22 protein-coding genes are annotated in these 22,129 nt (G+C 58.8%); 19 read left to right on the top strand and 3 right to left on the bottom strand.

The window, feature by feature from the left end:
• Positions 1-298 precede the first annotated feature (298 nt).
• Positions 299-1,771, top strand: coding sequence for an inorganic phosphate transporter (locus ACZ9IL_RS06975; protein ID WP_476002859.1), 1,473 nt, complete (start codon positions 299-301; stop codon positions 1,769-1,771).
• Between the two features lie 623 nt (positions 1,772-2,394).
• Here ACZ9IL_RS06975 and rne read toward each other — a convergent pair.
• Positions 2,395-5,592 (bottom strand): ribonuclease E, encoded by a 3,198-nt coding sequence (rne, locus tag ACZ9IL_RS06970; protein WP_476002858.1) that lies wholly within the window; start codon positions 5,590-5,592, stop codon positions 2,395-2,397.
• Positions 5,593-6,005: 413 nt separating this feature from the next.
• Here rne and rluC point away from each other — a divergent pair, with 413 nt between their 5' ends.
• Entirely contained in the window at positions 6,006-6,950 is a 945-nt protein-coding gene (rluC, locus tag ACZ9IL_RS06965; RefSeq protein WP_202963165.1) for a 23S rRNA pseudouridine(955/2504/2580) synthase RluC, read from the top strand.
• Entirely contained in the window at positions 6,950-7,597 is a 648-nt protein-coding gene (locus ACZ9IL_RS06960; RefSeq protein WP_476002857.1) for an HAD family hydrolase, read from the top strand. Before rluC ends, ACZ9IL_RS06960 begins: the two co-directional genes overlap by 1 nt.
• Positions 7,598-7,673: 76 nt before the next feature.
• Here ACZ9IL_RS06960 and ACZ9IL_RS06955 read toward each other — a convergent pair whose 3' ends face one another.
• Complete coding sequence (locus ACZ9IL_RS06955; RefSeq protein ID WP_476002856.1) at positions 7,674-8,255, bottom strand: Maf family protein; 582 nt, start codon at positions 8,253-8,255, stop codon at positions 7,674-7,676.
• Between the two features lie 209 nt (positions 8,256-8,464).
• Between ACZ9IL_RS06955 and ACZ9IL_RS06950 the strand changes: the two genes are divergently transcribed.
• Positions 8,465-9,115, top strand: coding sequence for an START domain-containing protein (locus ACZ9IL_RS06950; protein ID WP_476002855.1), 651 nt, complete (start codon positions 8,465-8,467; stop codon positions 9,113-9,115).
• Between the two features lie 27 nt (positions 9,116-9,142).
• Here ACZ9IL_RS06950 and ACZ9IL_RS06945 read toward each other — a convergent pair whose 3' ends face one another.
• Positions 9,143-9,496 carry a hypothetical protein gene (locus ACZ9IL_RS06945; RefSeq protein WP_476002854.1) on the bottom strand — a complete coding sequence of 118 codons (354 nt, stop codon included), beginning with the start codon at positions 9,494-9,496 and terminating at the stop codon, positions 9,143-9,145.
• Positions 9,497-9,856: 360 nt separating this feature from the next.
• Between ACZ9IL_RS06945 and yceD the strand changes: the two genes are divergently transcribed.
• The 15 genes from yceD to ACZ9IL_RS06870 all read left to right on the top strand — a co-directional run bounded on the left by yceD (position 9,857) and on the right by ACZ9IL_RS06870 (position 22,048).
• The gene (gene yceD / locus ACZ9IL_RS06940; RefSeq protein WP_042638331.1) at positions 9,857-10,378 is read left to right on the top strand and encodes a 23S rRNA accumulation protein YceD; all 522 of its coding nucleotides are present in this window, start codon (positions 9,857-9,859) and stop codon (positions 10,376-10,378) included.
• A 21-nt stretch (positions 10,379-10,399) separates the two neighbouring features.
• The gene (gene rpmF / locus ACZ9IL_RS06935; RefSeq protein WP_081966227.1) at positions 10,400-10,567 is read left to right on the top strand and encodes a 50S ribosomal protein L32; all 168 of its coding nucleotides are present in this window, start codon (positions 10,400-10,402) and stop codon (positions 10,565-10,567) included.
• Positions 10,568-10,576: 9 nt separating this feature from the next.
• The gene (gene plsX / locus ACZ9IL_RS06930) at positions 10,577-11,596 is read left to right on the top strand and encodes a phosphate acyltransferase PlsX (protein WP_476002853.1); all 1,020 of its coding nucleotides are present in this window, start codon (positions 10,577-10,579) and stop codon (positions 11,594-11,596) included.
• A gap of 7 nt (positions 11,597-11,603) precedes the next feature.
• Positions 11,604-12,563 carry a beta-ketoacyl-ACP synthase III gene (locus tag ACZ9IL_RS06925; protein WP_476002852.1) on the top strand — a complete coding sequence of 320 codons (960 nt, stop codon included), beginning with the start codon at positions 11,604-11,606 and terminating at the stop codon, positions 12,561-12,563.
• A gap of 73 nt (positions 12,564-12,636) precedes the next feature.
• Positions 12,637-13,572 carry an ACP S-malonyltransferase gene (fabD, locus tag ACZ9IL_RS06920; protein ID WP_476002851.1) on the top strand — a complete coding sequence of 312 codons (936 nt, stop codon included), beginning with the start codon at positions 12,637-12,639 and terminating at the stop codon, positions 13,570-13,572.
• Between the two features lie 13 nt (positions 13,573-13,585).
• Complete coding sequence (gene fabG, locus ACZ9IL_RS06915) at positions 13,586-14,320, top strand: 3-oxoacyl-ACP reductase FabG (protein ID WP_476002850.1); 735 nt, start codon at positions 13,586-13,588, stop codon at positions 14,318-14,320.
• Positions 14,321-14,477: 157 nt separating this feature from the next.
• On the top strand, positions 14,478-14,714 hold the full coding sequence (gene acpP, locus ACZ9IL_RS06910; protein ID WP_005300909.1) for an acyl carrier protein: 237 nt from the start codon (positions 14,478-14,480) through the stop codon (positions 14,712-14,714).
• 82 nt (positions 14,715-14,796) lie between these two features.
• A complete protein-coding gene (gene fabF, locus ACZ9IL_RS06905; protein ID WP_476002849.1) occupies positions 14,797-16,038 on the top strand; it encodes a beta-ketoacyl-ACP synthase II in 1,242 nt (413 codons plus the stop codon).
• A 78-nt stretch (positions 16,039-16,116) separates the two neighbouring features.
• A complete protein-coding gene (gene pabC / locus ACZ9IL_RS06900; RefSeq protein WP_476002848.1) occupies positions 16,117-16,923 on the top strand; it encodes an aminodeoxychorismate lyase in 807 nt (268 codons plus the stop codon).
• Complete coding sequence (mltG, locus tag ACZ9IL_RS06895) at positions 16,913-17,914, top strand: endolytic transglycosylase MltG (protein ID WP_476002847.1); 1,002 nt, start codon at positions 16,913-16,915, stop codon at positions 17,912-17,914. Before pabC ends, mltG begins: the two co-directional genes overlap by 11 nt.
• Positions 17,914-18,555 (top strand): dTMP kinase, encoded by a 642-nt coding sequence (gene tmk, locus ACZ9IL_RS06890; RefSeq protein ID WP_476002846.1) that lies wholly within the window; start codon positions 17,914-17,916, stop codon positions 18,553-18,555. The genes mltG and tmk overlap by 1 nt, the downstream gene beginning before the upstream one ends.
• Positions 18,540-19,487 carry a DNA polymerase III subunit delta' gene (gene holB / locus ACZ9IL_RS06885; protein ID WP_476002845.1) on the top strand — a complete coding sequence of 316 codons (948 nt, stop codon included), beginning with the start codon at positions 18,540-18,542 and terminating at the stop codon, positions 19,485-19,487. The genes tmk and holB overlap by 16 nt, the downstream gene beginning before the upstream one ends.
• A 31-nt stretch (positions 19,488-19,518) precedes the next feature.
• On the top strand, positions 19,519-20,298 hold the full coding sequence (locus tag ACZ9IL_RS06880; RefSeq protein ID WP_476002844.1) for a TatD family hydrolase: 780 nt from the start codon (positions 19,519-19,521) through the stop codon (positions 20,296-20,298).
• A 370-nt stretch (positions 20,299-20,668) separates the two neighbouring features.
• Entirely contained in the window at positions 20,669-21,610 is a 942-nt protein-coding gene (locus tag ACZ9IL_RS06875; protein WP_476002843.1) for a site-specific integrase, read from the top strand.
• 159 nt (positions 21,611-21,769) lie between these two features.
• Positions 21,770-22,048 (top strand): RepB family protein, encoded by a 279-nt coding sequence (locus ACZ9IL_RS06870; RefSeq protein WP_476002842.1) that lies wholly within the window; start codon positions 21,770-21,772, stop codon positions 22,046-22,048.
• Positions 22,049-22,129 lie beyond the last annotated feature (81 nt).

Here is a 22,129-nt window from a genome sequence, read left to right as displayed (position 1 = left end):
CCCGCGAGGGGAACGGCACGAGTACTCGTGGCGAACTATCCTTCCACGATTGAGGTTTGGCGGGGGAGGAAAGTGTCGGGAAAAACAGTCATTTATTGATTGAATGGGGTTGATTGAAGCCTTTCTATGATTGTCGAATGGGCTTTAATTAATCCTCGACAAGGCGCATTCCTGCAGGCCCTAAGACATTTTCTGACGGAATGCCCTTTTTTTTTCTTACTGAAATATTTCAACAACGGGTATGGCGCATCGAGCCTTCTGGCATAATCCGCCGCAACTCATAAACAGGTTCGTTTTTATGTTTGAAATGTTTAGTGGTTTGGGTTTGTGGTGGTCAATCGGTTTGGTATTGGCCGTTTTTTTTGTGCTTGCCTATGAATTCATCAACGGCTTTCACGATACCGCGAATGCGGTAGCAACGGTTATCTATACCAAGGCGATGCCGGCACACACTGCGGTTGTGGCTTCCGGCTTGTTCAACTTCGCCGGGGTCATGATGGGGGGGTTGGGGGTGGCTTACGCCATCGTTCATCTGCTGCCCATCGATCTGTTATTGGGCATGGACTCTACTCAGGGTCTGATCATGGTGTTCTCTCTGCTGTTCTCCGCCATTGTCTGGAACCTGGGTACCTGGTTCTTCGGCATTCCGGCGTCCAGCTCCCACACCCTGATCGGCTCCATTCTGGGGGTAGGCGGCGCCTATGCCTGGATGAGCAAGCAGCCTCTGACAGAGGGCATCAACGTCGGTAAAGCCATCGACATCATGCTCTCCCTCATTATTTCCCCTACCGTGGGCTTCATCATCGCCGCGTTGCTGCTGTTTGCCATGAAGCGCGTCTGGCAAGGCAGCAAGATCCACAAGACCCCGGAAGAGCGTCTGCTGGTGGACGGCAAGAAACATCCGCCGTTCTGGGCACGAGTGACGCTTATCTGCTCCGCGATGGGGGTCAGCTTCGTGCACGGCTCCAACGATGGTCAGAAGGGTATCGGTTTGGTGATGCTGGTGCTGATCTGCGTGGCGCCTGCCTACTTCGCGCTGGACATGAACAGCCGCTCCTACGATCTGGACAGAACCCAGGATGCCAACCAGCGCATCATGGAAATCTATCAGCGCAACCACAAGGTCGTCTCCCAGGTCGTCGATTTCAGCGTTCCGGCACATGCCCAGGAAGAGCTGATGACTCACTGCGAGGCCGGTGAGGCGCTGGAAGCCATGGCAACCCTGAACAGCCGTCTGGGCCAGGTGCGTACCTATGAGCAGATGGATCTGACCGATCGCCGCGAAGTGCGTCGTCTTCTGCTCTGTATCGACGATACCGCCCGCAAGGTCTCCAAGCTGCCGCTGCCGGCCAAGGAGCTGACCGATCTCGCCAAATGGCGCAAGGACCTGACCGCCACGGCCGAATATGCGCCGACCTGGGTCATCGTCTCCATCGCCCTGGCGCTGGGTTGCGGCACCATGGTGGGTTGGCGTCGTATCGTCTACACGGTAGGCGAGAAGATCGGTTCTTCCGGCATGACCTATAGCCAGGGGATCGCCGCCCAGATCACGGCCGCTGCCTCCATCGGTGTGGCGAGTCTGACCGGGATGCCGGTCTCTACCACCCACATCCTCTCCTCTGCGGTCGCAGGGACCATGGTAGCGAACAAGTCGGGCCTGCAGAGCCAGACCATCAAGACCATCCTGATGGCCTGGGTGCTGACCCTGCCGCTGACCATGGCGCTGTCTGGTGGCCTGTTCCTGCTCAGCAACTACCTGTTTGGTGGTTGATAAGGCAGACAATGCGATTGAATGACGAAGGGCCTGCGGGCCCTTTTTTCGTTTCTGGCAATCAACGGGTGATGAGAGAGTCTGTCGGCGTGAGTGAAAACATCATGCTGTATGCCATCAAACTAAGATTCTAACCATCCTATACAAACTCGCTCACCTCACCTCAATCCCCGACAAACCCTCTGTCAGCAGAAGGAGCGTTCAGGCACCGCAACAGAGCCACGCCATCCACTGTCGGCAACAGGAGCATCTCATCCAGATTTACTGCCACAAGTCATCAGTGACGCTACCAGCCCTGGTTTGGTCCTTCTGTGGTCGCCGCTGTGCTTATGGCTACAAGGGTTGCCTGATGATGGCAGTTTGGTTTGTTTCAATGAATCATCATCAATTTGGAGGTAAGCCTGCTTATTACGAACATCAATGGCTGAATGGTGTGACAGCGAGGGCAGGGGATGACGTCGGCTTGTGGTATCTGGGCAGCTAAGAGGCTGTGATGCGACAAGGCCAGGTGTCGATATGACGACATGGGATAAGGAGTCAGCGCGCCATGAGAATACCGGAAGCCAGATAAAAAAAGAGCCACACAGGGTGTGGCTCTTTTATCAGGCTAGCAAGCTAATGGATCAGGGACGACCCGCTGGGCTCTTTGCCACGTTGCTGGCGGCGGTGCTGCCAGCGTGACGGCCTGAGCTGGCGACTTCGCTACGCACCAGCGGAGCATGTTCAACCGGCTCGCGAGCGGCCTGGGCAGGCGCGGCTGCCGGCGTTGCCATCGGTGCAGAGGCTTTGCGAGCGCGGGCCAATACGCCGTCACCCTTGTTGACCGGCTTGGTCACGGGGGCGATGACGGCAGGCTCAGCCGGTGCAGTCACCACTGCTTCAGCTTCAACGACGGGGGCGACCACCTCTTCGAGCTGTGGTGCAGGCGCGGGCTCGGCAGCCGCGACTGGCGCGGTTTCAACCGCTACCGGTGCAGGTGCCACCTCGGTGACGACGGTTTCAACAACCGGCGTTTCCTCGGCCACGACTTCCACTTCAGCAGCAACCGGCGTTTCCTCGGCCACGACTTCCACTTCAGCAGCAACCGGCTCGGCAGTCGCGACTGGCGCCACCTCTTCGACAGCGGCCACAGGCTCAGCAACCTCGGCAACCATCGGGGCGGCAGTGACCGCTACGGCCTGCTCATGAGCGTCTTCGGCGACAGCCTCGGCGATCACGTGCTCGGTCAGTGCGGCAGAGGCTTGCAATGCAGCAGCCACTGCTTCGGCGCTCGGGATGGTGACGACAGGCACAGCGGGTTCTTCCACCTTCACCTGAGCCGCATCCGATTGAGCGGCAGCCGTCAGCTGGACCTCAGCCTGAGGTTCGTCATCGCGCTGGCCACGGGCATCTTCGTTGATACGCTTGCGACGTTGGCCTTCGATACGCTGGCTGCGCGGGGTACGGCGAGAGCGGCGCTGACCATCTGTCTGCTCCTCTTGCTCACCGGCCACGGCTTGAGCGTCGACCACGTCGTTCACTTGCTCGTCCACCGACAGGGCAGGGGTATCGGCAGCAACAACGTCGACCCGAACCTGCTTGCGCAGTTGGCGACGTTCGCGGCGCTCGGCCACCTTCTGCTCTTTCTCTTGCTGAGGCTCGGTATTGCCAGCTTCAACCTGGACATTGATGGCGTCTACCGCTTCAACGACCACGTCGGCACGGACTTCGCGCGGAGCACGGGGTTCACGAGCCGGGCGCGGAGCGCGGGGTTCACGTTCCTGACGGGGCTCACGAGGTTCGCGATCCAGACGCTGTTCGTTGCGTTCAGCGCGGGGCTCACGCTCCTGGCGAGGTTCACGTTCCATGCGCTGTTCACCACGCACTTCACGTTCCTGACGAGGCTCACGTTCTTTACGCGGACGACGGTTGCGGTTCTCACCACCCTCGCGATTGGCATTGCCTTCACGCTTCTCACCGGCTTCCGCCGTGTTGCGGCTGCCGCGGTTGTCATCACGACGACCACGTTGACCACGGCTGCGTGTCTCATCGCGCTGATGACGGTGACCGTCCTCTTTGCTCGCCTCACGCACGGCCGGTTTCTCGGCGGGTGCTTTCACGTCGCTAGGCGCCGCATCGGATGCGAACAGACCGGAGATGGCCTTGTACAGCTTGCCAAACAGACCTGGCTCGGCGGCAACCGGCGCCGGTGCTGCCACAGGGGCTGGCGCGATCGGCGCGGCAGGCTGGGGCGCCTGAACGAAGCCTTGCAGCAACGGTTGCTCACGCTCGATCACCTGAGCCTGCTTCGGTTGGTAGACCGGCTTGGCAATCTCGGTTTTCAGCTCGTAGCTGGCCGCTTCCGCGATCTCACCCTTGCGGATGCGGGTGACTTCGTAGTGCGGAGTCTCCAGATGCTGGTTCGGGATGATGTAGACACGGATCTCGTTGCGCTGTTCCAGACCGGCAATGGAGGCACGCTTCTCGTTGAGGAGATAGGCGGCAACATCGACCGGCACCTGAGCGTGTACCTGCTCGGTGTTGTCCTTCATGGCCTCTTCTTCGATGAGACGCAGGATGGACAAGGCCAGTGATTCGTTGTCACGGATCACACCCTGACCCTGGCAACGAGGGCAGATGTGGCTGCTGGATTCGTTGAGGGAGGGGCGCAGACGCTGACGGGACATCTCCAGCAGACCGAAACGGGAGATCCGTCCCAGCTGGATGCGGGCTCTGTCCTGATGCACGGCTTCACGCAGACGGTTCTCCACGTCGCGCTGATGACGCACTGGGGTCATGTCGATGAAGTCGATGACAATCAGGCCACCCAGGTCACGCAGACGCAATTGACGGGCGATCTCGTCGGCCGCTTCCAGGTTGGTCTGCAGCGCCGTCTCTTCGATATCGCCGCCCTTGGTGGCACGGGAGGAGTTGATATCGATGGAGGTCAGGGCTTCGGTCGGATCGATGACGATGCTGCCGCCGGAGGGCAGGCGCACCTCACGCTGGAAGGCCGACTCGATCTGGCTCTCGATCTGGAAGTGGTTGAACAGGGCGACATCACCCTTGTACAGCTTCACGCGATTGAGGAAATCGGGACGAACCAGCTCGATGTGAGACTTGGCACGTTCAAAGATAACCGGGTTGTCGATCAGGATCTCTCCCACATCGCGGCGCAGATAGTCACGAATGGCACGCACGATGACGTTGCTTTCCTGGTGGATAAGCACCGGCGCCGAGCGATTCTGCGAAGCCTTGTGGATGGAGTCCCAGTGGTTGAGCAGAACGTTCAGATCCCACTCCAGCTCTTCCGGGGATTTGCCAACACCGGCGGTACGCACGATGAGGCCCATGCCGTCCGGTACGGTCAAACCATTGAGGGCTTCCTTCAACTCGGTCCGCTCGTCACCCTCGATGCGACGGGAGATACCGCCGGCACGGGGGTTGTTCGGCATCAGCACCAGGTAGCTGCCGGCCAGACTGATGAAGGTGGTGAGGGCTGCACCCTTGGTGCCACGCTCTTCCTTGTCAATCTGGACGATGACTTCCTGGCCTTCGCGGACCACTTCTTTGATGTTGGGGCGACCCTGATAGGAATAACCGGAGGGGAAGTAATTGCGGGCGATTTCCTTCAATGGCAGGAAACCGTGGCGCTCGGCGCCATAGTCAACAAAAGCAGCTTCAAGACTGGGTTCTACGCGGGTGATTTTACCCTTGTAAATGTTCGCTTTCTTCTGCTCGTGTCCCGGACTTTCAATATCCAAATCGTAGAGCTGTTGTCCGTCAACCAGCGCTACGCGCAACTCCTCTTCCTGAGTCGCGTTGATTAGCATTCTTTTCATTGAGTTCTCATTATTTTGTCATTTTGATTCCTCCACAGGATCCTGCCGGCGCCGGCCTCGGGTCTTCAGCATGCTTGGGCAACCTCCCGGTTGGGGCATGCATGAGGCGCAAACTAAGGGCACTCTGGTTCAGCCTTCTCGAGAAGACATGAATTAAGGATACCGATGTGGAGACAATTAAACTGGTTCTGTTTGCGTTCTCCATGCGTTGTACCTCGCACCCGGGAACCGTCATGTTCTTGTATACACGGTGTTTCGGGATTGGGTGGCATAAATTTTGGCCACTTAGTACAAGGCTTGAACACAATGACAAAACCTTGTTTATTATCCCATTTAAACCACTTTTATAGCAAGACGCCATTTTTTAACAAAGCATGCAGCCAAGGGCCACCGGCAGTGTTAAAATCCGCGCCATGACACAGATACATCAACAAGTGCAGCTGCTCACCATCGAAGCTGAGCATGAAGGGCAGCGCATCGACAATTTTCTCAAGACTCAGCTAAAGGGCGTCCCCAAGAGCCTGATCTATCGCATCCTTCGTAAAGGCGAGGTGCGCGTCAACAAGAAACGCATCAAACCCGAATACAAACTCTGTGTCGGCGACGAGGTGCGGGTCCCCCCCGTGCGCGTGGCCGAGAAGAACGAGTTGCCCTCTGCCAACCTCGGCAGCATCCAGCGTCTGGAGAGCCAGATCCTGTTTGAAGATGAGGCCATGATAGTGCTCAACAAACCGTCCGGCATGGCCGTGCACGGTGGCAGTGGCCTGAGCTTTGGGGTCATCGAGGGGTTGCGTGCCCTGCGCCCGGAGGCCCGCTTCCTGGAGCTGGTACACCGGCTCGATCGCGACACCTCCGGCGTGCTGCTGGTTGCCAAGAAGCGCAGCGCCCTGCGTAGTCTGCACGAGCAACTGCGCGTCAAAACCATGCGCAAACAGTATCTGGCGCTGGTGCGTGGCCAATGGCAACCCCACGTCAAGGTGGTCAATGCGCCGCTGCGCAAAAATGATCTGCAGTCCGGCGAGCGGGTGGTGCGGGTCAGCGGCGATGGCAAGCCATCCGAGACTCGCTTCCGCATTGCCCGTCAATTTGCCGAGGCAACCCTGGTGGAGTGCAGCCCTATCACCGGTCGTACTCACCAGATCCGGGTTCATACCCAGCATGCGGGTCATCCCATCGCCTGCGATGACAAATACGGCGAGGCTGCCTTCGATGAGAAGATGCGTGCCCAGGGCTTGAAACGGTTGTTCCTGCACGCCTGGAAGCTGAGCTTCACCCATCCGGTGGATGATCGGGAGATGCAGGTGGAGGCGCCGCTCGCGCCCGAGCTCGACAGCTTCCTGAACAAGCTGGCCCGCTGATGAAGGGGATCCGGCTCGCCATCTTCGACTGGGATGGTACCCTGATGGACTCGGTAGGGCGGATCGTCGCCTGCGTGCAGGGGGCCGCTCGTGATTGTAGCGAGCCCGTGCCCAGCGCTCAGCAGACGCACCAGGTCATCGGGCTTAGCCTCGAGGTGGGGATCCCCCGTCTGTTTGAGTTGGGGCAGGGGAGCGAGCGGGCTAAGGCCCTGATTGCCCGCTATCGCCACCACTACCTGCATGACGACACTCCGAGCCCGCTGTTTGCCGGGGCGAGTGAGTTATTGCACCAATGGCACGCACAAGGCATCACCCTGGCGGTTGCCACCGGCAAGTCCCGCCGCGGGCTGGACCGGGTATTGGATGAAACGGGTTTGCGACCCTTGTTCGCGACCACCCGTGGTGCGGACGAGGCGAATTCCAAACCCGATCCGCTGATGCTGACCCAGATCCTGAATGAGCTGGGCCTCCTGCCCGAGCAGGCGGTGATGATCGGCGATTCTATCCACGACCTGGCGATGGCGCAGGCTCTGGCCATGCCGAGTATTGGCGTGACCTGGGGCGTACACGACAGGCAGCACTTGCAGGCCCATGATCCGGTTGCGGTGGTCGACACCATGAATGAGCTGAGACTGCTGTTGGGCTGACCCTTCACGACACAAAAGAAAAACGGGAGCCTTGGCTCCCGTTTTTTATATCGTCAGTTTCTATTTTTATAGCAAATTATGGCAAGGCCACACCATGGTGTGCCAGCAGCTCGATCAGACCGATAAGGGGGAGGCCGATCAGTGCATTGGGATCTCGTCCCTCCAGGGCCTTGAACAAGACGATGCCCATGCCCTCGCATTTGAAACTGCCAGCGCAATCGAGGGGGAGCTCTGCCTCCACATAGCGACGAATGGCGGCTTCATCGAGGCGGCGAAAATGCACCGTGAAGGGTTCAACCAGTTGCTCTGCTTTGCCACTGGCCGCATCCAGCACGCAGAGGCCGGTATAGAAGGTGACACTTTTGCCTTGCGCCGCCATCAGCTGCGCCACCGCCTTCTCTACAGTACCTGGCTTGCCCAGGATCTGACCCTCACAGACGCACAGCTGATCAGACCCTATGATCAACCCCCGATCATGGTGCCGGGCGACGGCACCCGCCTTGGCAAAGGCCAGTCGCGCGACCAGGGCTTGGGCCGATTCCCCCGGTAGCGGCGACTCGTCAACCTCGGGAGAGACGCATTGAAACGGCAAGCCGAGTTTTTCCAGCAACGCCTTGCGATAGCGGGAAGTCGAGGCAAGGATCAGGGGAGCGCTCATAGTCTGATGATATCCATTTATAAATCAATTGGTTGATTCTATATGGCTGCATGGTTAGGCGCAAACGAATGGGCCGGTCAGGACCTTTAGCCTGAGGTTGGATAGGTAAAAGCCGAGAGCATGAGAACGCATTGATTGGCCCATGACGAAGATGGGGCGGTTGCACGAAAAACGGCTATAAGCATAGGAGTGAGCATGAGGAGGCAAGGATGAAAAAAGTTGGCGTATTGGCCTTGATGCTGATCACCCTCTCGAGCTGGGGGCAGGGGTGGCAACCTCAGCAGGGGGAGGGGGGAGTCAGCCTCTGGACTCAGCCACGTCCACCCGGTGCCTACCTGGCGCTTCGCCTGGAGATGCGCGTCTTGGCCGAACCTGCTGCGCTCCTGACCGTGCTGCGCGACACCAGCCGGCACCGGGAGTGGTTGCCCAAGAGCCGCGAGGTGCGGGTTCTGGCAAGGTCCGGCGCCGATGATGAACTGGTTTACACCCGACTGGAATCCCCCTGGCCGGTGCAGGACAGGGAGCTCATCACCCGCTCTCATGTGTCAAGAAGAGCCGATTGCGGATTGGCGCTCAAGGTCTGGGCCGAGCCCGATGCGCTGCGTGAGCGACCTGGTCTGGTGCGGATCCGGGCCAGCGATGGGCGCTGGGAGGCCTTGCCACAACCAGATGGAACTACCCTGATCCGGCTAGAAACTTACACCAATCCGGGCAACAACCTGCCGGGCTGGGTAGTCAATCCGGTCGCCATCAAGGCGGCTCTGGAGAGCTTCCACGCCATTCGCCGCCTGATGGAGGCTATGCCCCGGCATCAGCCATCCTTGTTCAGCGCCAAGGCCGCTTGTACGGCGACCCCCTGAGCCCTTGAGCGAGAGAAAGACATTGATTCAATCATCCATCACCAGTACGGGACAGGTCGGTGGACTGTCGGGCCGGCTGGTGAGGACGGACTCGATGCGATAGAGGCCATCGTAATCGGCCGCGATCCCGTCGCTGTTGGCGTTATCCTCGAAATGGCCGGTGACCTCCACATAGAGCGGGCGAGGGGCATCCTGCTGATGCTCGTTCAGCTTGCGCAGATGATCGCGCAAGGGTTGCAGCACTTTCTTGTCGCCCATTACCCAGAAGGCGTTATCCGAACCACAGGGGATGAAGGACTCAACCTCCTGCGCCTGGTAGTAGTGTCCTGAGGTCTTCTCTTCGGCAATCGCGGATGATTGTGACCCGATAATCCATAACATCAGCGTCAACGAACAGGGTGTAACACCTTTCATAAACAAGCTCCAATAGTATCTTTCACTGAGGTCCGTCAGCATATTGAATACAGCTGCTGATGCAGGTTTGAGTACCCTCAAACTCGGCCGATGGCGCAGGCCAGCCATGGAATTGAACCGATTGCTCTGTCCGCCTGGTTTGCCCGCGCAGCCAGCGGGAGCATGGTTGATCGTGCAGGATCCTGTATTGGATCCCGCTGTTTGTGGCATAATCAGCTACCGATGAACACAAGTTCCTGTATTCAGGGGCTTGCGCTGTTAAAATCATCGGCGGTAAGGACTTTTTCCTTTGACTATCCCTTGTTGGACCTATAATATTCGCGCCCTATGCAAAAGGTGAAGTTGCCCGTTAAGGTTGATCCAGTCCGTAATGCCTTGAAGCTACTCGATTATGTCGGGATAGTGGAAAAGTCGCAGATGCCCAGACTGGAAGCATCGACCGAAGGCTTGCAAAGTGATGTTAATGTCACCCTGCAGTTTGGTAAAGACATCCAGAAGTTGACCGTTATGAAAGGCACTGCCCATGCCAAGGTCGACCTGGTTTGCCAACGTTGCGGTGAGACGTTCGAACACCTTTGTGAAGCTGATTTTATCTACACTCCGCTGTTCGAAAGGACAAACGAGGAAGAGCTGCCGGAAGCTTATGAGCCCATTGAGTTGGACGAAAACGGCGAAATAGATCTTCATCAAATCCTGGAGGATGAACTCATCCTCTCGTTGCCTCAAGTGGCTATGCATCCGATGGATGCCTGCCCACGCGGTAACATGGAGATGACCTGGGGTGATATCGAGCCTGCTGATGAGCGTCCGAATCCCTTTGCAGCTCTTGAAGCGCTCAAACGTAAGTGAATTTTTAGGAGTTAGCCTACCATGGCCGTACAACAGAACCGTAAAACCCGCGCCAAGCGTGGCATGCGTCGTTCCCACGATGCACTGACCGCTGCTGCACTGACTGTTGATCAGACCAGTGGCGAAATTCATCGTCGTCACCACGTGACTGCCGATGGTTTCTACCGCGGTAAAAAGGTAATCGCTTAAGGATTGCCTTTGTCTACGCAAACTGTCGCGCTAGACATAATGGGGGGAGATATTGGCCCCTCGGAAACAGTGCCTGCCGCCGTGCAGGCACTGTCTCTTCTGCCTCAGCTAAAACTTATTCTGGTCGGTGACCAACACCAGACCGCCTCCTTGCTGCAGCAACATGGCTTGCTGACTCATCCCCGTGTTCGTTTCGTCCATGCCTCCCAGGTCGTTGCCATGGGTGAAAAACCGATCGTCGCGCTGCGTACCCTCAAAGACTCCTCCATGCGGGTGGTGCTGAACCTGGTCAAGGCCGGCGAGGCTGATGCTTGCGTCAGTGCCGGCAACACCGGTGCCTTGATGGCCATGGCCAAGTGTGTGCTCAAATCCTTGCCTGGCGTCGACAGACCCGCGCTCATCAAGGCACTGCCTACTCTGGGCGGCAAACGCACCGTGATGCTGGATCTGGGGGCGAACGTGAGCTGCGACGCCGATACCCTGCTGCAGTTTGCGGTGATGGGATCCGTGGTGGCCGAGAAGGTGGAGGGAATAGCCTCTCCCCGGGTCGCCCTGCTCAACGTGGGGGAGGAGGAGATCAAGGGGAACGATCTGGTGCGCCACAGCGCGGAGCTGCTGCGCCAGTGCCCCGCACTCAACTTCGTCGGCTTCGTCGAGGGAGACAGGATCTTCAGCGGTGAAACGGATGTGATCGTCTGTGATGGCTTCGTTGGCAACGTGGCGCTCAAAACCGCCGAGGGGGTGGTGCGGATGATGGCTGAACTGGCCGGCTATCCCCGTAAAAAGCGCAGCTTTCTTGGCCGAGTCGCCGGATTTATGTTCAAACGGCGTTTTTCTTACCTGAACCCCGACCAGTATAATGGCGCAAGTCTGTTAGGATTGCGCGGCATTGTGGTAAAAAGCCATGGGCGGGCCGAACGGCGCGCTCTGTGTCATGCGATCCTGCTGGCCGCACAGGAGGCCAAGCATCAACTTCCATTGCAAATAGCGGATCGCCTTGAATCTGTCTTTTCCGACAGGGACTTATAAGAACTCTATGCATAGCAAAATTCTGGGTACTGGCAGTTACCTGCCGAGTGCGGTGCGTACCAATGCCGATCTTGAGCAGATGGTCGAGACCAGTGACGAGTGGATCGTGGAACGTACCGGGATCCGTGAACGTCGCATCGCAGGGGCCGACGAGACCGTCGCCACCCTGTCGCATCAGGCTGCCTTGCGGGCGCTGGAGGCGGCGGGTCTGGCCGCGGCCGATCTGGACATGATAGTGCTGGCCACCACCAGTGCCGAAAACGCCTTCCCGGCCGCCGCCTGCGAGTTGCAGGGGATGCTCGGGGTGCCGGGGATCCCGGCCTTTGACGTGGCCGCCGCCTGCGCCGGTTTCACCTACGCGCTGGCCATCGCCGATCAGTTCGTCAAATCCGGCGCTGCTCGTCATGTGCTGGTCGTGGGCGCCGACGTGCTGTCACGCATGTGCGATCCGAAAGATCGTGGCACCATCATCATCTTCGGTGACGGGGCTGGGGCCGTGGTGATCGGGGCGAGCGAGACGCCGGGCATCATCTCCACCCATCTGCACGCCGATGGGCGCTATGGCGAGCTGCTCAAGCTGCCGCAGCCGCACCGTGGCATGCCGGGCGCCGAGCTCGAAGCCTACATGTATATGAAGGGCAATGATGTGTTCAAGGTTGCGGTGACCCGCCTGAGCGAGATCGTGACCGAGACCCTGGCCGCCGCCAACATCGACCCCAGCGAGCTCGACTGGCTGGTACCGCACCAGGCCAACTTCCGCATCATCAACGCCACCGCCAAGAAACTCGGCATGGAGTTGGACAAGGTCATCTTGACCCTGGATCGCCACGGCAATACCTCCGCCGCCTCCGTACCCATCGCTTTCGATGAAGGGATGCGTGATGGCCGTATCAAGCCGGGCCAGCTAGTGTTGCTGGAGGCCTTCGGCGGTGGTTTCGCCTGGGGTTCTGCGCTGGTGCGCCTCTGATATCAAGCCGCGCCCTTGAGATCCGTCTCGGGCGCCCGCTTGTCGATTTCGTCTTACCTTAAAGGAATCAATGATGACCCGATTTGCCATTGCCTTCCCGGGACAAGGCTCCCAGAGCGTCGGCATGCTGGCCGAGCTGGCTGAGCAACACGCCGTGATTAAAGAGACCTTCGCCGAGGCAAGCCAGGTGCTGGGTTACGATCTGCTTGCCCTGGTCATGCAAGGCCCGGCCGAGGATCTGAACAAGACCTGGCGCACCCAACCTGCGCTGCTGACCGCCTCCGTCGCCCTGTGGCGCTTGTGGCAGCAGCAGGGGGGGGCGACGCCGGCCGTCATGGCCGGTCACAGCCTCGGTGAGTACTCCGCCCTGGTGTGCAGCGGTGCCCTCGACTTTGCCGATGCGGTCAAACTGGTCGAGCTGCGTGGCCTCGCCATGCAGGAAGCCGTGCCGGAAGGGACGGGTGCCATGGCCGCCATCATCGGCCTGGACAACGATTCCATCGCCGCCAACTGCGAGAAGGCGGCACAAGGTCAGGTGGTCTCTCCGGTCAACTTCAACTCTCCGGGGCAGGTGGTCATCGCCGGCCACAAGGAAGCGGTCGAACGCGCCAACGTGCTGATGAAAGAGTCCGGTGCCAAGCGTGCGCTGCCGCTGCCGGTCTCGGTGCCATCGCACTGCGCCCTGATGAAACCGGCTGCCGAAAAATTGGCCGCCGCGCTGGATGGGATCGAGATCAAGGTTCCAAGCATCGCAGTCATCAATAATGTGGACGTATCCTGTGAACAGGATCCGGCCGCTATCAAGCAAGCCCTGGTGCGTCAGTTGTTCAGCCCGGTACGTTGGACCGAAACGGTCGAGCGGATGGCAAACGACGGCATCACCCTCGAGATCGAGATGGGACCGGGCAAGGTATTGACCGGCTTGGCCAAGCGTATCGATGCGCGCGTGGAAGGTGTTCACGCCAACGATGCGGCCTCTTTCGAGCAGGCGCTGGCCCAGTCCAAGTAAACAGGAGCGAGTCATGAGTTTTACCGATAAGGTTGTGTTGGTCACCGGTGCCAGTCGTGGCATCGGCCGTGCGATTGCCGAAACCTTTGCGGCCCGTGGCGCCAAGGTAGTGGGTACCGCGACCAGCGAGAGCGGCGCCGAGGCCATCAGCGCCTACCTGGGCGAGCAGGGCTGCGGCATGGCACTGAACGTGACCAGCCAGGAATCCATCGAGACCGTCTTTGCCGCCATCAAGGCCCGCTTCGGCGAGATCGACATTCTCATCAACAACGCCGGTATCACCCGCGACAACCTGTTGATGCGCATGAAAGATGACGAGTGGAACGAGATCATCGACACCAATCTCACCTCACTGTACCGTCTGAGCAAGCCGGTATTGCGTGCCATGATGAAGAAGCGCAACGGTCGCATCATCAGCATCGGCTCTGTGGTGGGTACCATGGGCAATGCGGGTCAGGTCAACTATGCCGCAGCCAAGGCGGGTCTGGTTGGTTTTACCAAGGCGCTGGCCCGTGAAGTGGCATCCCGTGGCATCACGGTGAATGCCGTGGCCCCCGGTTTCATCGAGACCGATATGACCAAGGCGCTCAACGAAGAGCAGCGCAGCGGCATCATGAATCAGGTGCCGGCCGGCCGTTTGGGTGATCCGAAAGAAATTGCCGCCGCTGTGGTATTCTTGGCGTCTGATGACGCTGCTTATATCACCGGCGAAACCCTGCATGTTAATGGCGGGATGTACATGGTGTAATCAATTTGTCGTGAGATCTGTTCAAATTTGCGATAGTACGCCGAAGTTTGGCACTTTTCGTGGTTTGACCAGCGGCAAGCTACTTGCAAACTCCAGTCAATTGAATAAACTACCCCAACCAGACGCAATAGCGTATTTTTAAAGGAAAATTCAGGTCATGAGCAACATCGAAGAACGCGTAAAGAAAATCATCATCGAACAACTGGGTGTTAAAGAGGAAGACGTTAAGAACGCTGCCTCCTTCGTCGACGACCTGGGCGCTGACTCTTTGGATACCGTTGAACTGGTAATGGCGCTGGAAGAAGAATTCGATACCGAAATTCCTGATGAAGAAGCCGAGAAGATCACCACTGTTCAAGCGGCTATCGACTACATCACCGCTAATCAGGAATAAGTTCCTGTTCTGAAAGAAGCGGCCCAAGGGCCGCTTCTTTTATGTTTACTCCCTCTCAAAACACCTCTCGGAGACTACCTCAGTGTCAAAACGCAGAGTCGTGGTGACCGGCCTGGGGATGCTTTCCCCGGTGGGTAACACTGCCGAATCCAGCTGGCAAGCCCTGCTCAACGGGCAGAGCGGCATTTCCCTCATCGACCATTTTGATGCCAGCGAGTATGCGACCCGTTTCGCAGGTCTGGTCAAAGAGTTCGATCCTGAACAATACGGCATCAACCGCAAAGAAGCCCGCAAGATGGATCTCTTCATCCAGTACGGCGTGGCGGCGGGCGTGCTAGCGCTGGATGATTCCGGCCTGGTCATCGACGAAGAGAATGCAGAGCGGGTTGGCGTGGCCATCGGCTCCGGCATCGGCGGCTTGGGGCTCATCGAGCAGAACCACAGCAGCCTCGTCAATGGCGGCCCGCGCAAGCTGAGCCCCTTCTTCGTGCCATCCACCATCATCAATATGGTGTCCGGCCATCTCTCCATCATGAAGGGAATGCAAGGCCCGAACATCGCCGTGACCACTGCCTGCACCACCGGTACCCATGCCATCGGCATGGCGGGTCGGATGATAGCGTACGGTGATGCGGACGTGATGGTCGCCGGCGGCACCGAGAAGGCCTCCACCCCGATGGGAATGGGCGGTTTCGCGGCAGCCAAGGCACTCTCCACCCGCAACGACGAGCCGCAAAAAGCGAGTCGCCCCTGGGACAAGGATCGCGACGGCTTCGTGCTGGGCGATGGCGCCGGGGTACTGGTGCTGGAAGAGTACGAACACGCCAAGGCGCGTGGCGCCAAGATCTATGCCGAGCTGGTTGGCTTTGGCATGAGCGGTGATGCCTATCACATGACGGCGCCTCCCTCGGACGGGAATGGCGGTGCTCGCGCCATGAAGAACGCCATCAAGGATGCCGGCATTGCTCCCGAGCAGATCGGTTACATCAATGCCCATGGCACTTCCACCCCGCTGGGTGATGTGGCCGAGTTGCGCGGCATGAAGCAGGTGTTTGGCGAGCATGCCAAGTCACTGATGATCAGCTCCACCAAATCGATGACGGGTCACCTGCTGGGTGCTGCCGGTGCCATCGAGGCCATCATCACTGTGCTGGCGTTGCGGGATCAGATGGTGCCACCGACCATCAACCTGGACAATCCGGATGAGGAGTGCGATCTGGACCTGGTGCCTCACGTGGCCAAGGCTGGTCAGTTTGACTATGCCTTGTCCAATTCGTTTGGTTTCGGCGGCACCAATGGCTCCCTGATCTTCAAGCGCGTATAATCCGCTCTGGGCGGCATTCTAAGCAAAGAATCGGGCCCGATACGCCAGTATCGGGCCTTTTTTATCAAAGGGACACCCATGTTGATCAACGGACTGCCAACAGAAGCCTTATCCGCCAGGGATCGCGGTCTCGCGTACGGAGATGGTCATTTCACCACCATGCTGGTGAAGGATGGTCAAGTGGTCTGGTGGCCGGCGCACCTGGCGCGTCTGCAGCACGCCTGTGCCAGACTCGGCTTTGCCGAGCTGCCCTGGGACCAGCTGGCCACTGAGGTGGCGCAACTTGCGGCAGGGCAGACACAGGCTGTCGTCAAGGTCGTGCTGACCCGCGGCAGTGGTGGCAGGGGCTATGATGGCGCCGATTGTCATTTACCGACCCGTATCGTCTCCCTTGCGGACTACCCGCTCCACTATCAGGGCTGGCAGCGCGATGGCATAGTGGCGCTGGTCTGCCAGCAACAGCTCGGCGATGCGCCCATGCTGGCGGGGCTCAAAACCCTGGGCCGGCTGGAGCAAGTTTTATTGAAGAGCGAACTTGCCGCACGGGGTGGAGTCGAAGGTATAGTATTGAACAGCCGTGGATTTCTGGTAGAAGGAGTCAGCGCAAATCTGTTTTGGCGTCGTGGTAAAACGGTATTCACACCGGATCTCTCCCGCGGGGGGGTCGACGGCATCATGCGCAGACGCGTGATGATGATGCTTAAACACATGGGCATTGAACTGCGTGTCGTGGAGGCTCCGTTGGAGTCGCTGTGGCAGGCCGAAGAAGTATGGCTGACCAATACCCTGATGGGCATAGTGCCGGTGATCGGCATCGGGGATCTGCACTATCCCAGCCCGGTATTGAGCCGTCGTTTACAGGAGCGTTTGGTCATTGAAGTTTAATCGGCTTTACACCCTGCTCGCGGGGGCGGCCCTGTCGGTTGCCGTCGCCGGGGGCTATGCATATTACAAGTGGCAAGAGGTGGAGACCCTCACCAACAAGGGGCCGACGCGCCTCTTCACCGTCGAGAAAGGCGCCCACGCGGCGCGTCTGATCGCCGAGCTGGGGGAGGGGGACACCAGTCCCTGGGCGGTACGCCTCTGGTTGCGTGGTCATCCTGAACTGGTCGCCATCAAGTCCGGTACCTACGAGATCAAGGAAGGGGCCCCTCTCAAGGAGACCCTCTCCCTGTTTGCTTCCGGCAAGGAGTTTCACTTCAGCCTCACCTTCGTCGAGGGATCCCGTTTCGAGGACTGGTTGAAGCAGCTCTCCGGCGCTCCTTATCTGGAACGGCTGACGGTGGAGCAGAGCGAAACCGATCTGGCCCAGGAGCTGGGTATCGAGAACGGCAAGCTGGAAGGCTGGTTCCTGCCAGAGACTTATGCTTATACCACTCATGCCAGCGATATTTCCATCTTGCGTCGCGCCTACCAGGACATGAAGGCCTTCCTGCAGGAGAGCTGGGACAAGCGGCAGGCAAACCTGCCGTACAAGACGCCCTACGAGGCGCTGATCATGGCCTCCATCATCGAAAAAGAGACCGGCCAGCCGGAGGAGCGGGCCCAGATCGCCTCGGTGTTCGTCAACCGCCTGCGCCTTGGCATGAAGCTGCAGACCGATCCCACCGTCATCTACGGGGTGAAGGACAGATACGATGGCAACATTCGCCGCAGCGATCTGACCGATGCGAATCCGTACAACACCTATGTGATCGACGGTCTGCCGCCGACGCCCATCGCCATGCCGGGCAAGGCCTCCATCGAGGCGGCGCTCAATCCTCTGTCGACCGATTATCTCTATTTTGTCGCCAAGGGGGGCGGGGCACACTATTTCTCCAAGACCCTCGATGAACACAATCGGGCGGTTCGCGAATACATATTGAAGAAACCCTAATGTCTAAATTTATCGTGATTGAAGGATTGGAAGGGGCAGGGAAGAGCTCCGCGGTGCGTTATGTCACCGACTACCTGCAGGCCCACGGCATCGAGCGGATCGAGTGTACCCGTGAACCGGGTGGCACTCCGCTGGCCGAACGGATGCGAGCCATCGTGAAAGAAGTGCATGACGAACGCCTCACCATCGAAGCCGAGCTGCTGCTGATGTACGCCTCCCGGGTGCAGCTCGTGGAGACTCGGATCAGACCCGCCCTGGCCGAGGGCGTTTGGGTGGTGGGGGACAGACACGACCTCTCCTCCCAGGCCTACCAGGGGGGCGGCCGCGGCATCGATGCGGGGCTCATCGATGCCATCAAGCAGGCGGTGCTCGGCGACTTCAAGCCGGACTTGACCCTCTATCTCGATATCGATCCCGCCATCGGATTGCAGCGGGCCCGCCATCGCGGCGAGCTCGATCGCATCGAACTGGAGCAGCTCGGCTTCTTCGTGCGCACCCGCACCCGTTATCTGGAGCTCGCCGCCGCAGACGATTCCATCAAGGTGATCGATGCCGGACAAACGCCGGAACAGGTCAAGGCCGCCATCGAGACGGCGCTGAGCCAGTACATGTCAGATGAGTCGCTATGTATCCCTGGCTGATCCCGGACTGGCAGGCTCTGAGCCAGAGTGCCAAGGCGGGCCGACTGGCCCATGCCTGGCTGCTGCTCGGCGATCCCGGCCTTGGCAAGGAGCAGCTGGCCGAACGGCTGGCGCGGTTGCACCTTTGCCAACAGCCGATAGGGGGCGAACCCTGTGATCAGTGCCACTCCTGCCAACTGCTGAGCAAGGGTCATCATCCGGATCTTGGTTCCCTCGGTACCGACACCAAGACCATCGGCGTCGAGGCCATTCGCGAGATCTGTACTCGCCTGCAGAGCACGGCCCAGCTTGGCCGTGGCAAGGTGGTGATCATTCCGGATGCGGAGCGCATGACGGAATCTGCCGCCAACGCCCTGCTGAAAACCCTGGAAGAGCCGGCCGGCGACAGCCTGCTGCTGCTCATCGCATCCAGAGTCTCCCGTCTGTTGCCCACCATCCTCAGCCGTTGCCACAAGCACGTCTGTCAGTTGCCGGCGGAAGGGGAGACCCTGCGCTGGCTGGCGGAGCAGGGCCATCAGGCAACTCAGGCCCAGGTGCGGATCTGTCAGGGGGCGCCGCTGCGGGTGTTGCGTTACATCGAAGAGCAGCAAGATGACGCTCGCCGGACTCTGCTGGAAAGCTTCGTCTCCCTGTCACAGGCGCCGACCCGGGCGGCCAATGTCTGTGCACAATTGGCAGAGGAGAGTCAGGTGCGCCTGCACTGGCTGCAGCTGTTCCTGTGCGACGCCCTCAAGACGCAAGCCGGTTGTGGCCATCACCAACTGGCGATGCCGGATCTGGCGGTGCTCAGCCAGAAGTTGGCCGAACGCCACTCCAGTGAGAAACTGCTGGAAGCGGAGCAGCAGCTCGTCGCCCTGAAGGCTGCCTGCCAACCGGGCCAGCTCTCCAATCCCACCATTCATCTGATGAACTGGCTCAATCGCTGGTTATGATGGCCGATTAAGCAAACAAGCAAGGTTGTGTATGTTACTCGTTGATTCCCATTGTCACCTCGATCGCCTCAGCTATGGCAGCAAACAGACCGACATGGCAGATGTGCTGACCAAGGCGGCGGCGCAGGACGTGGGATATTTTTTGTGCGTGAGCGTGACCCAGGCACAGTTCCCGACCATGATGGCGGCGATCGCCCCTTATTCCCAGGTGTTCGCCTCCTGTGGCGTGCATCCGCTCAATCAGGATCCCGGAGTGGATGCCGCACTGCTGTTGACCCAGGCCACCGACCCTCGCGTGGTGGCCATTGGTGAAACCGGGCTCGATTACTTTTATTCGCCGGAAAACAAGGAGGTGCAGCAAGCCTCCTTCCGGGAGCACATCCGGGTAGCGCGAGCGCTGAACAAACCGCTGATCATTCATACCCGTGATGCCCAGCAGGACACTCTGCAGATCATGCGCGAAGAGGGAGCCGAGCAGGTGGGCGGCGTGCTGCACTGCTTCACCGAATCCCTCGAGATGGCGGAGGCGGCCATGGCGATGGGCTTCTATATCTCCATCTCTGGCATCGCTACCTTCAAGAATGCCTTCGCGCTGCAGGCCGTGGTCAAGGCATTGCCGCTGGAGCGCCTGCTGGTCGAAACGGATTCTCCGTATCTGGCCCCCGTGCCCCATCGGGGGAGGGAGAACGAACCCGCCTTCGTGCGCGATGTGGCCCAGTTTGTGGCCGACCTTCGGCAGATCCCGTTGGCGGAATTGGCACAGGCCACCAGCCACAACTTCTTCGAGCTGTTCAAGCTGGCAAAGAAGTAATCTAAGGCCCCAGGAGATGGGGCCTTTTTATTTCCAGCGTTCAGCATAATCCCCCTGATAAATCCTGGGAAACAACTTCGTTATCTCTCACTCCCCATATGCCACAGTTTCTTCGACGCTGGTGACTGGCGTCATGTAATCGATAATGCGGAAGAGAGGCAGTGATGCCAGGAGGGTTAAAATCAAGCTGTGATAAGTATCGATAATATTCATTATCGATACTTGATGGATCTGAAAGATCCTGTAAGATCTTCCGAAACTTCGCATAGAATCATCAGGTTACGTGGCATATCCAACCATTCAAAACCCCGCTCAGCAATCATTGCAGGCAGTGTTCGATCCTCAGCTCAACAGCAGGGCCAGGCGTTTTTTGCGCAGTGCCAAGGCGGACTCTACCCTCAATGCCTACCAGGCTGATACTCGTATCTTCGTATATTGGTGTCAGTTGCAGCAGCTGGATCCCCTGCAAACCAACCACCACGACATCATGAACTTCCTGGCGGATCAGGCCGATGGCATCCTGGCGGACTGGGTATGGTTGGACAAACACGAGGGGAAAGGGGAACTGCGCAACGGTGAGCCGCGCAAACCCGCGACTCTGGTGCGAAGGCTCGCCGGGATCCGCTACGCATTCAAGCAGAAGGGGGTTCACCCCATGCCGACAGAACATGCTGAGATCAAGGAGATGATGCGCGGCATAGTGCGGCTCGGCGATAACCGCAAACGCAAGACGGGAGCGCTGACCTTGCAACCGCTGAGCCGGGTGCTCGATGACATCGATACCTCCAATTTGGCCGGGCTGCGGGATCACACCCTGTTGCTGCTGATGTTCAGCGGTGCCTTGCGCCGCTCAGAGGCCGCCCGTATCGAGGTGAGCGATCTCGATTTTGTGGGGCAGGGGATCAGGCTTCGCCTCAAGCCGAGCAAGCATCAGCTTCACGAAACCGAAATAGCGCTCATCCCGGGCAAGCAATATTGCCCGGTGTCGGCACTGAGCAACTGGCTCAAGAAAAGCAGGATCAGCGAGGGGGCGCTGTTTCGCCGCATGACCCGCTGGGGTCAGCTCATGCCTGAGCCACTCGGCCCCCAGGGTATCAACCTGATGATCAAGCGGCGCACCGGCCAGGTCATCGACGATCTCTATGTCAGTGGCCATAGCCTGCGCCGAGGCTTCATCACCTCGGCCGTGACCGCCGGTAAACCCATGAACAAGATCATCGAAGTGACACGGCATAAAGACATGCGTACCCTGCAGGAGTACTTCGATGACGCACACAAGTTTTCCGACCACGCTCTTGAGGGGCTGCTTTAAGCCAACCGCGTCACCACATTTTTTATGTTAAATAGCATCTCATTGTTTTGCTGTTGCTTTTCCCCTTGCCTGAGCCAGGTGAGGGGAGAGCGGCTTCTTTACGAGACGCGATAAATGGTGAGAGATAACAACTTGGTTAATCGAGAACATCACGGTCATATGAGCCAGGAAAATAAAGAATTAACACTGCAGCCAGAGGCACAAGACAACGCCGAGCGACAGCGCCAGCATGTGAAACGCAAGCAGGAAACCCACAGCCGGTTGCAGTGCTGGATCAGCAATCGTCACGCCGAGCGGTTGCATGAACTCGGCCTGCACCTGGAAGACAGTCAGGCCTCGCTCATCGAGCAGGCGATCGACTTGCTCTATCGCCATGAACTGGTACCAACCAGTCAGCCTGAGCAAGAGAGCGTCGAGCTCATCGATGAGCAGGCATAAAAAAAGCCAGGTACGAATTCCTTGTACCTGGCATAGGGGAATTGGCTCCTTGCAGAGCCGTGCGCTAACCGGTGTGCAGAT

Source organism: Aeromonas sp. TECH754 (assembly GCF_056279295.1).
This window is presented reverse-complemented; position numbering and strand designations above follow the sequence as displayed.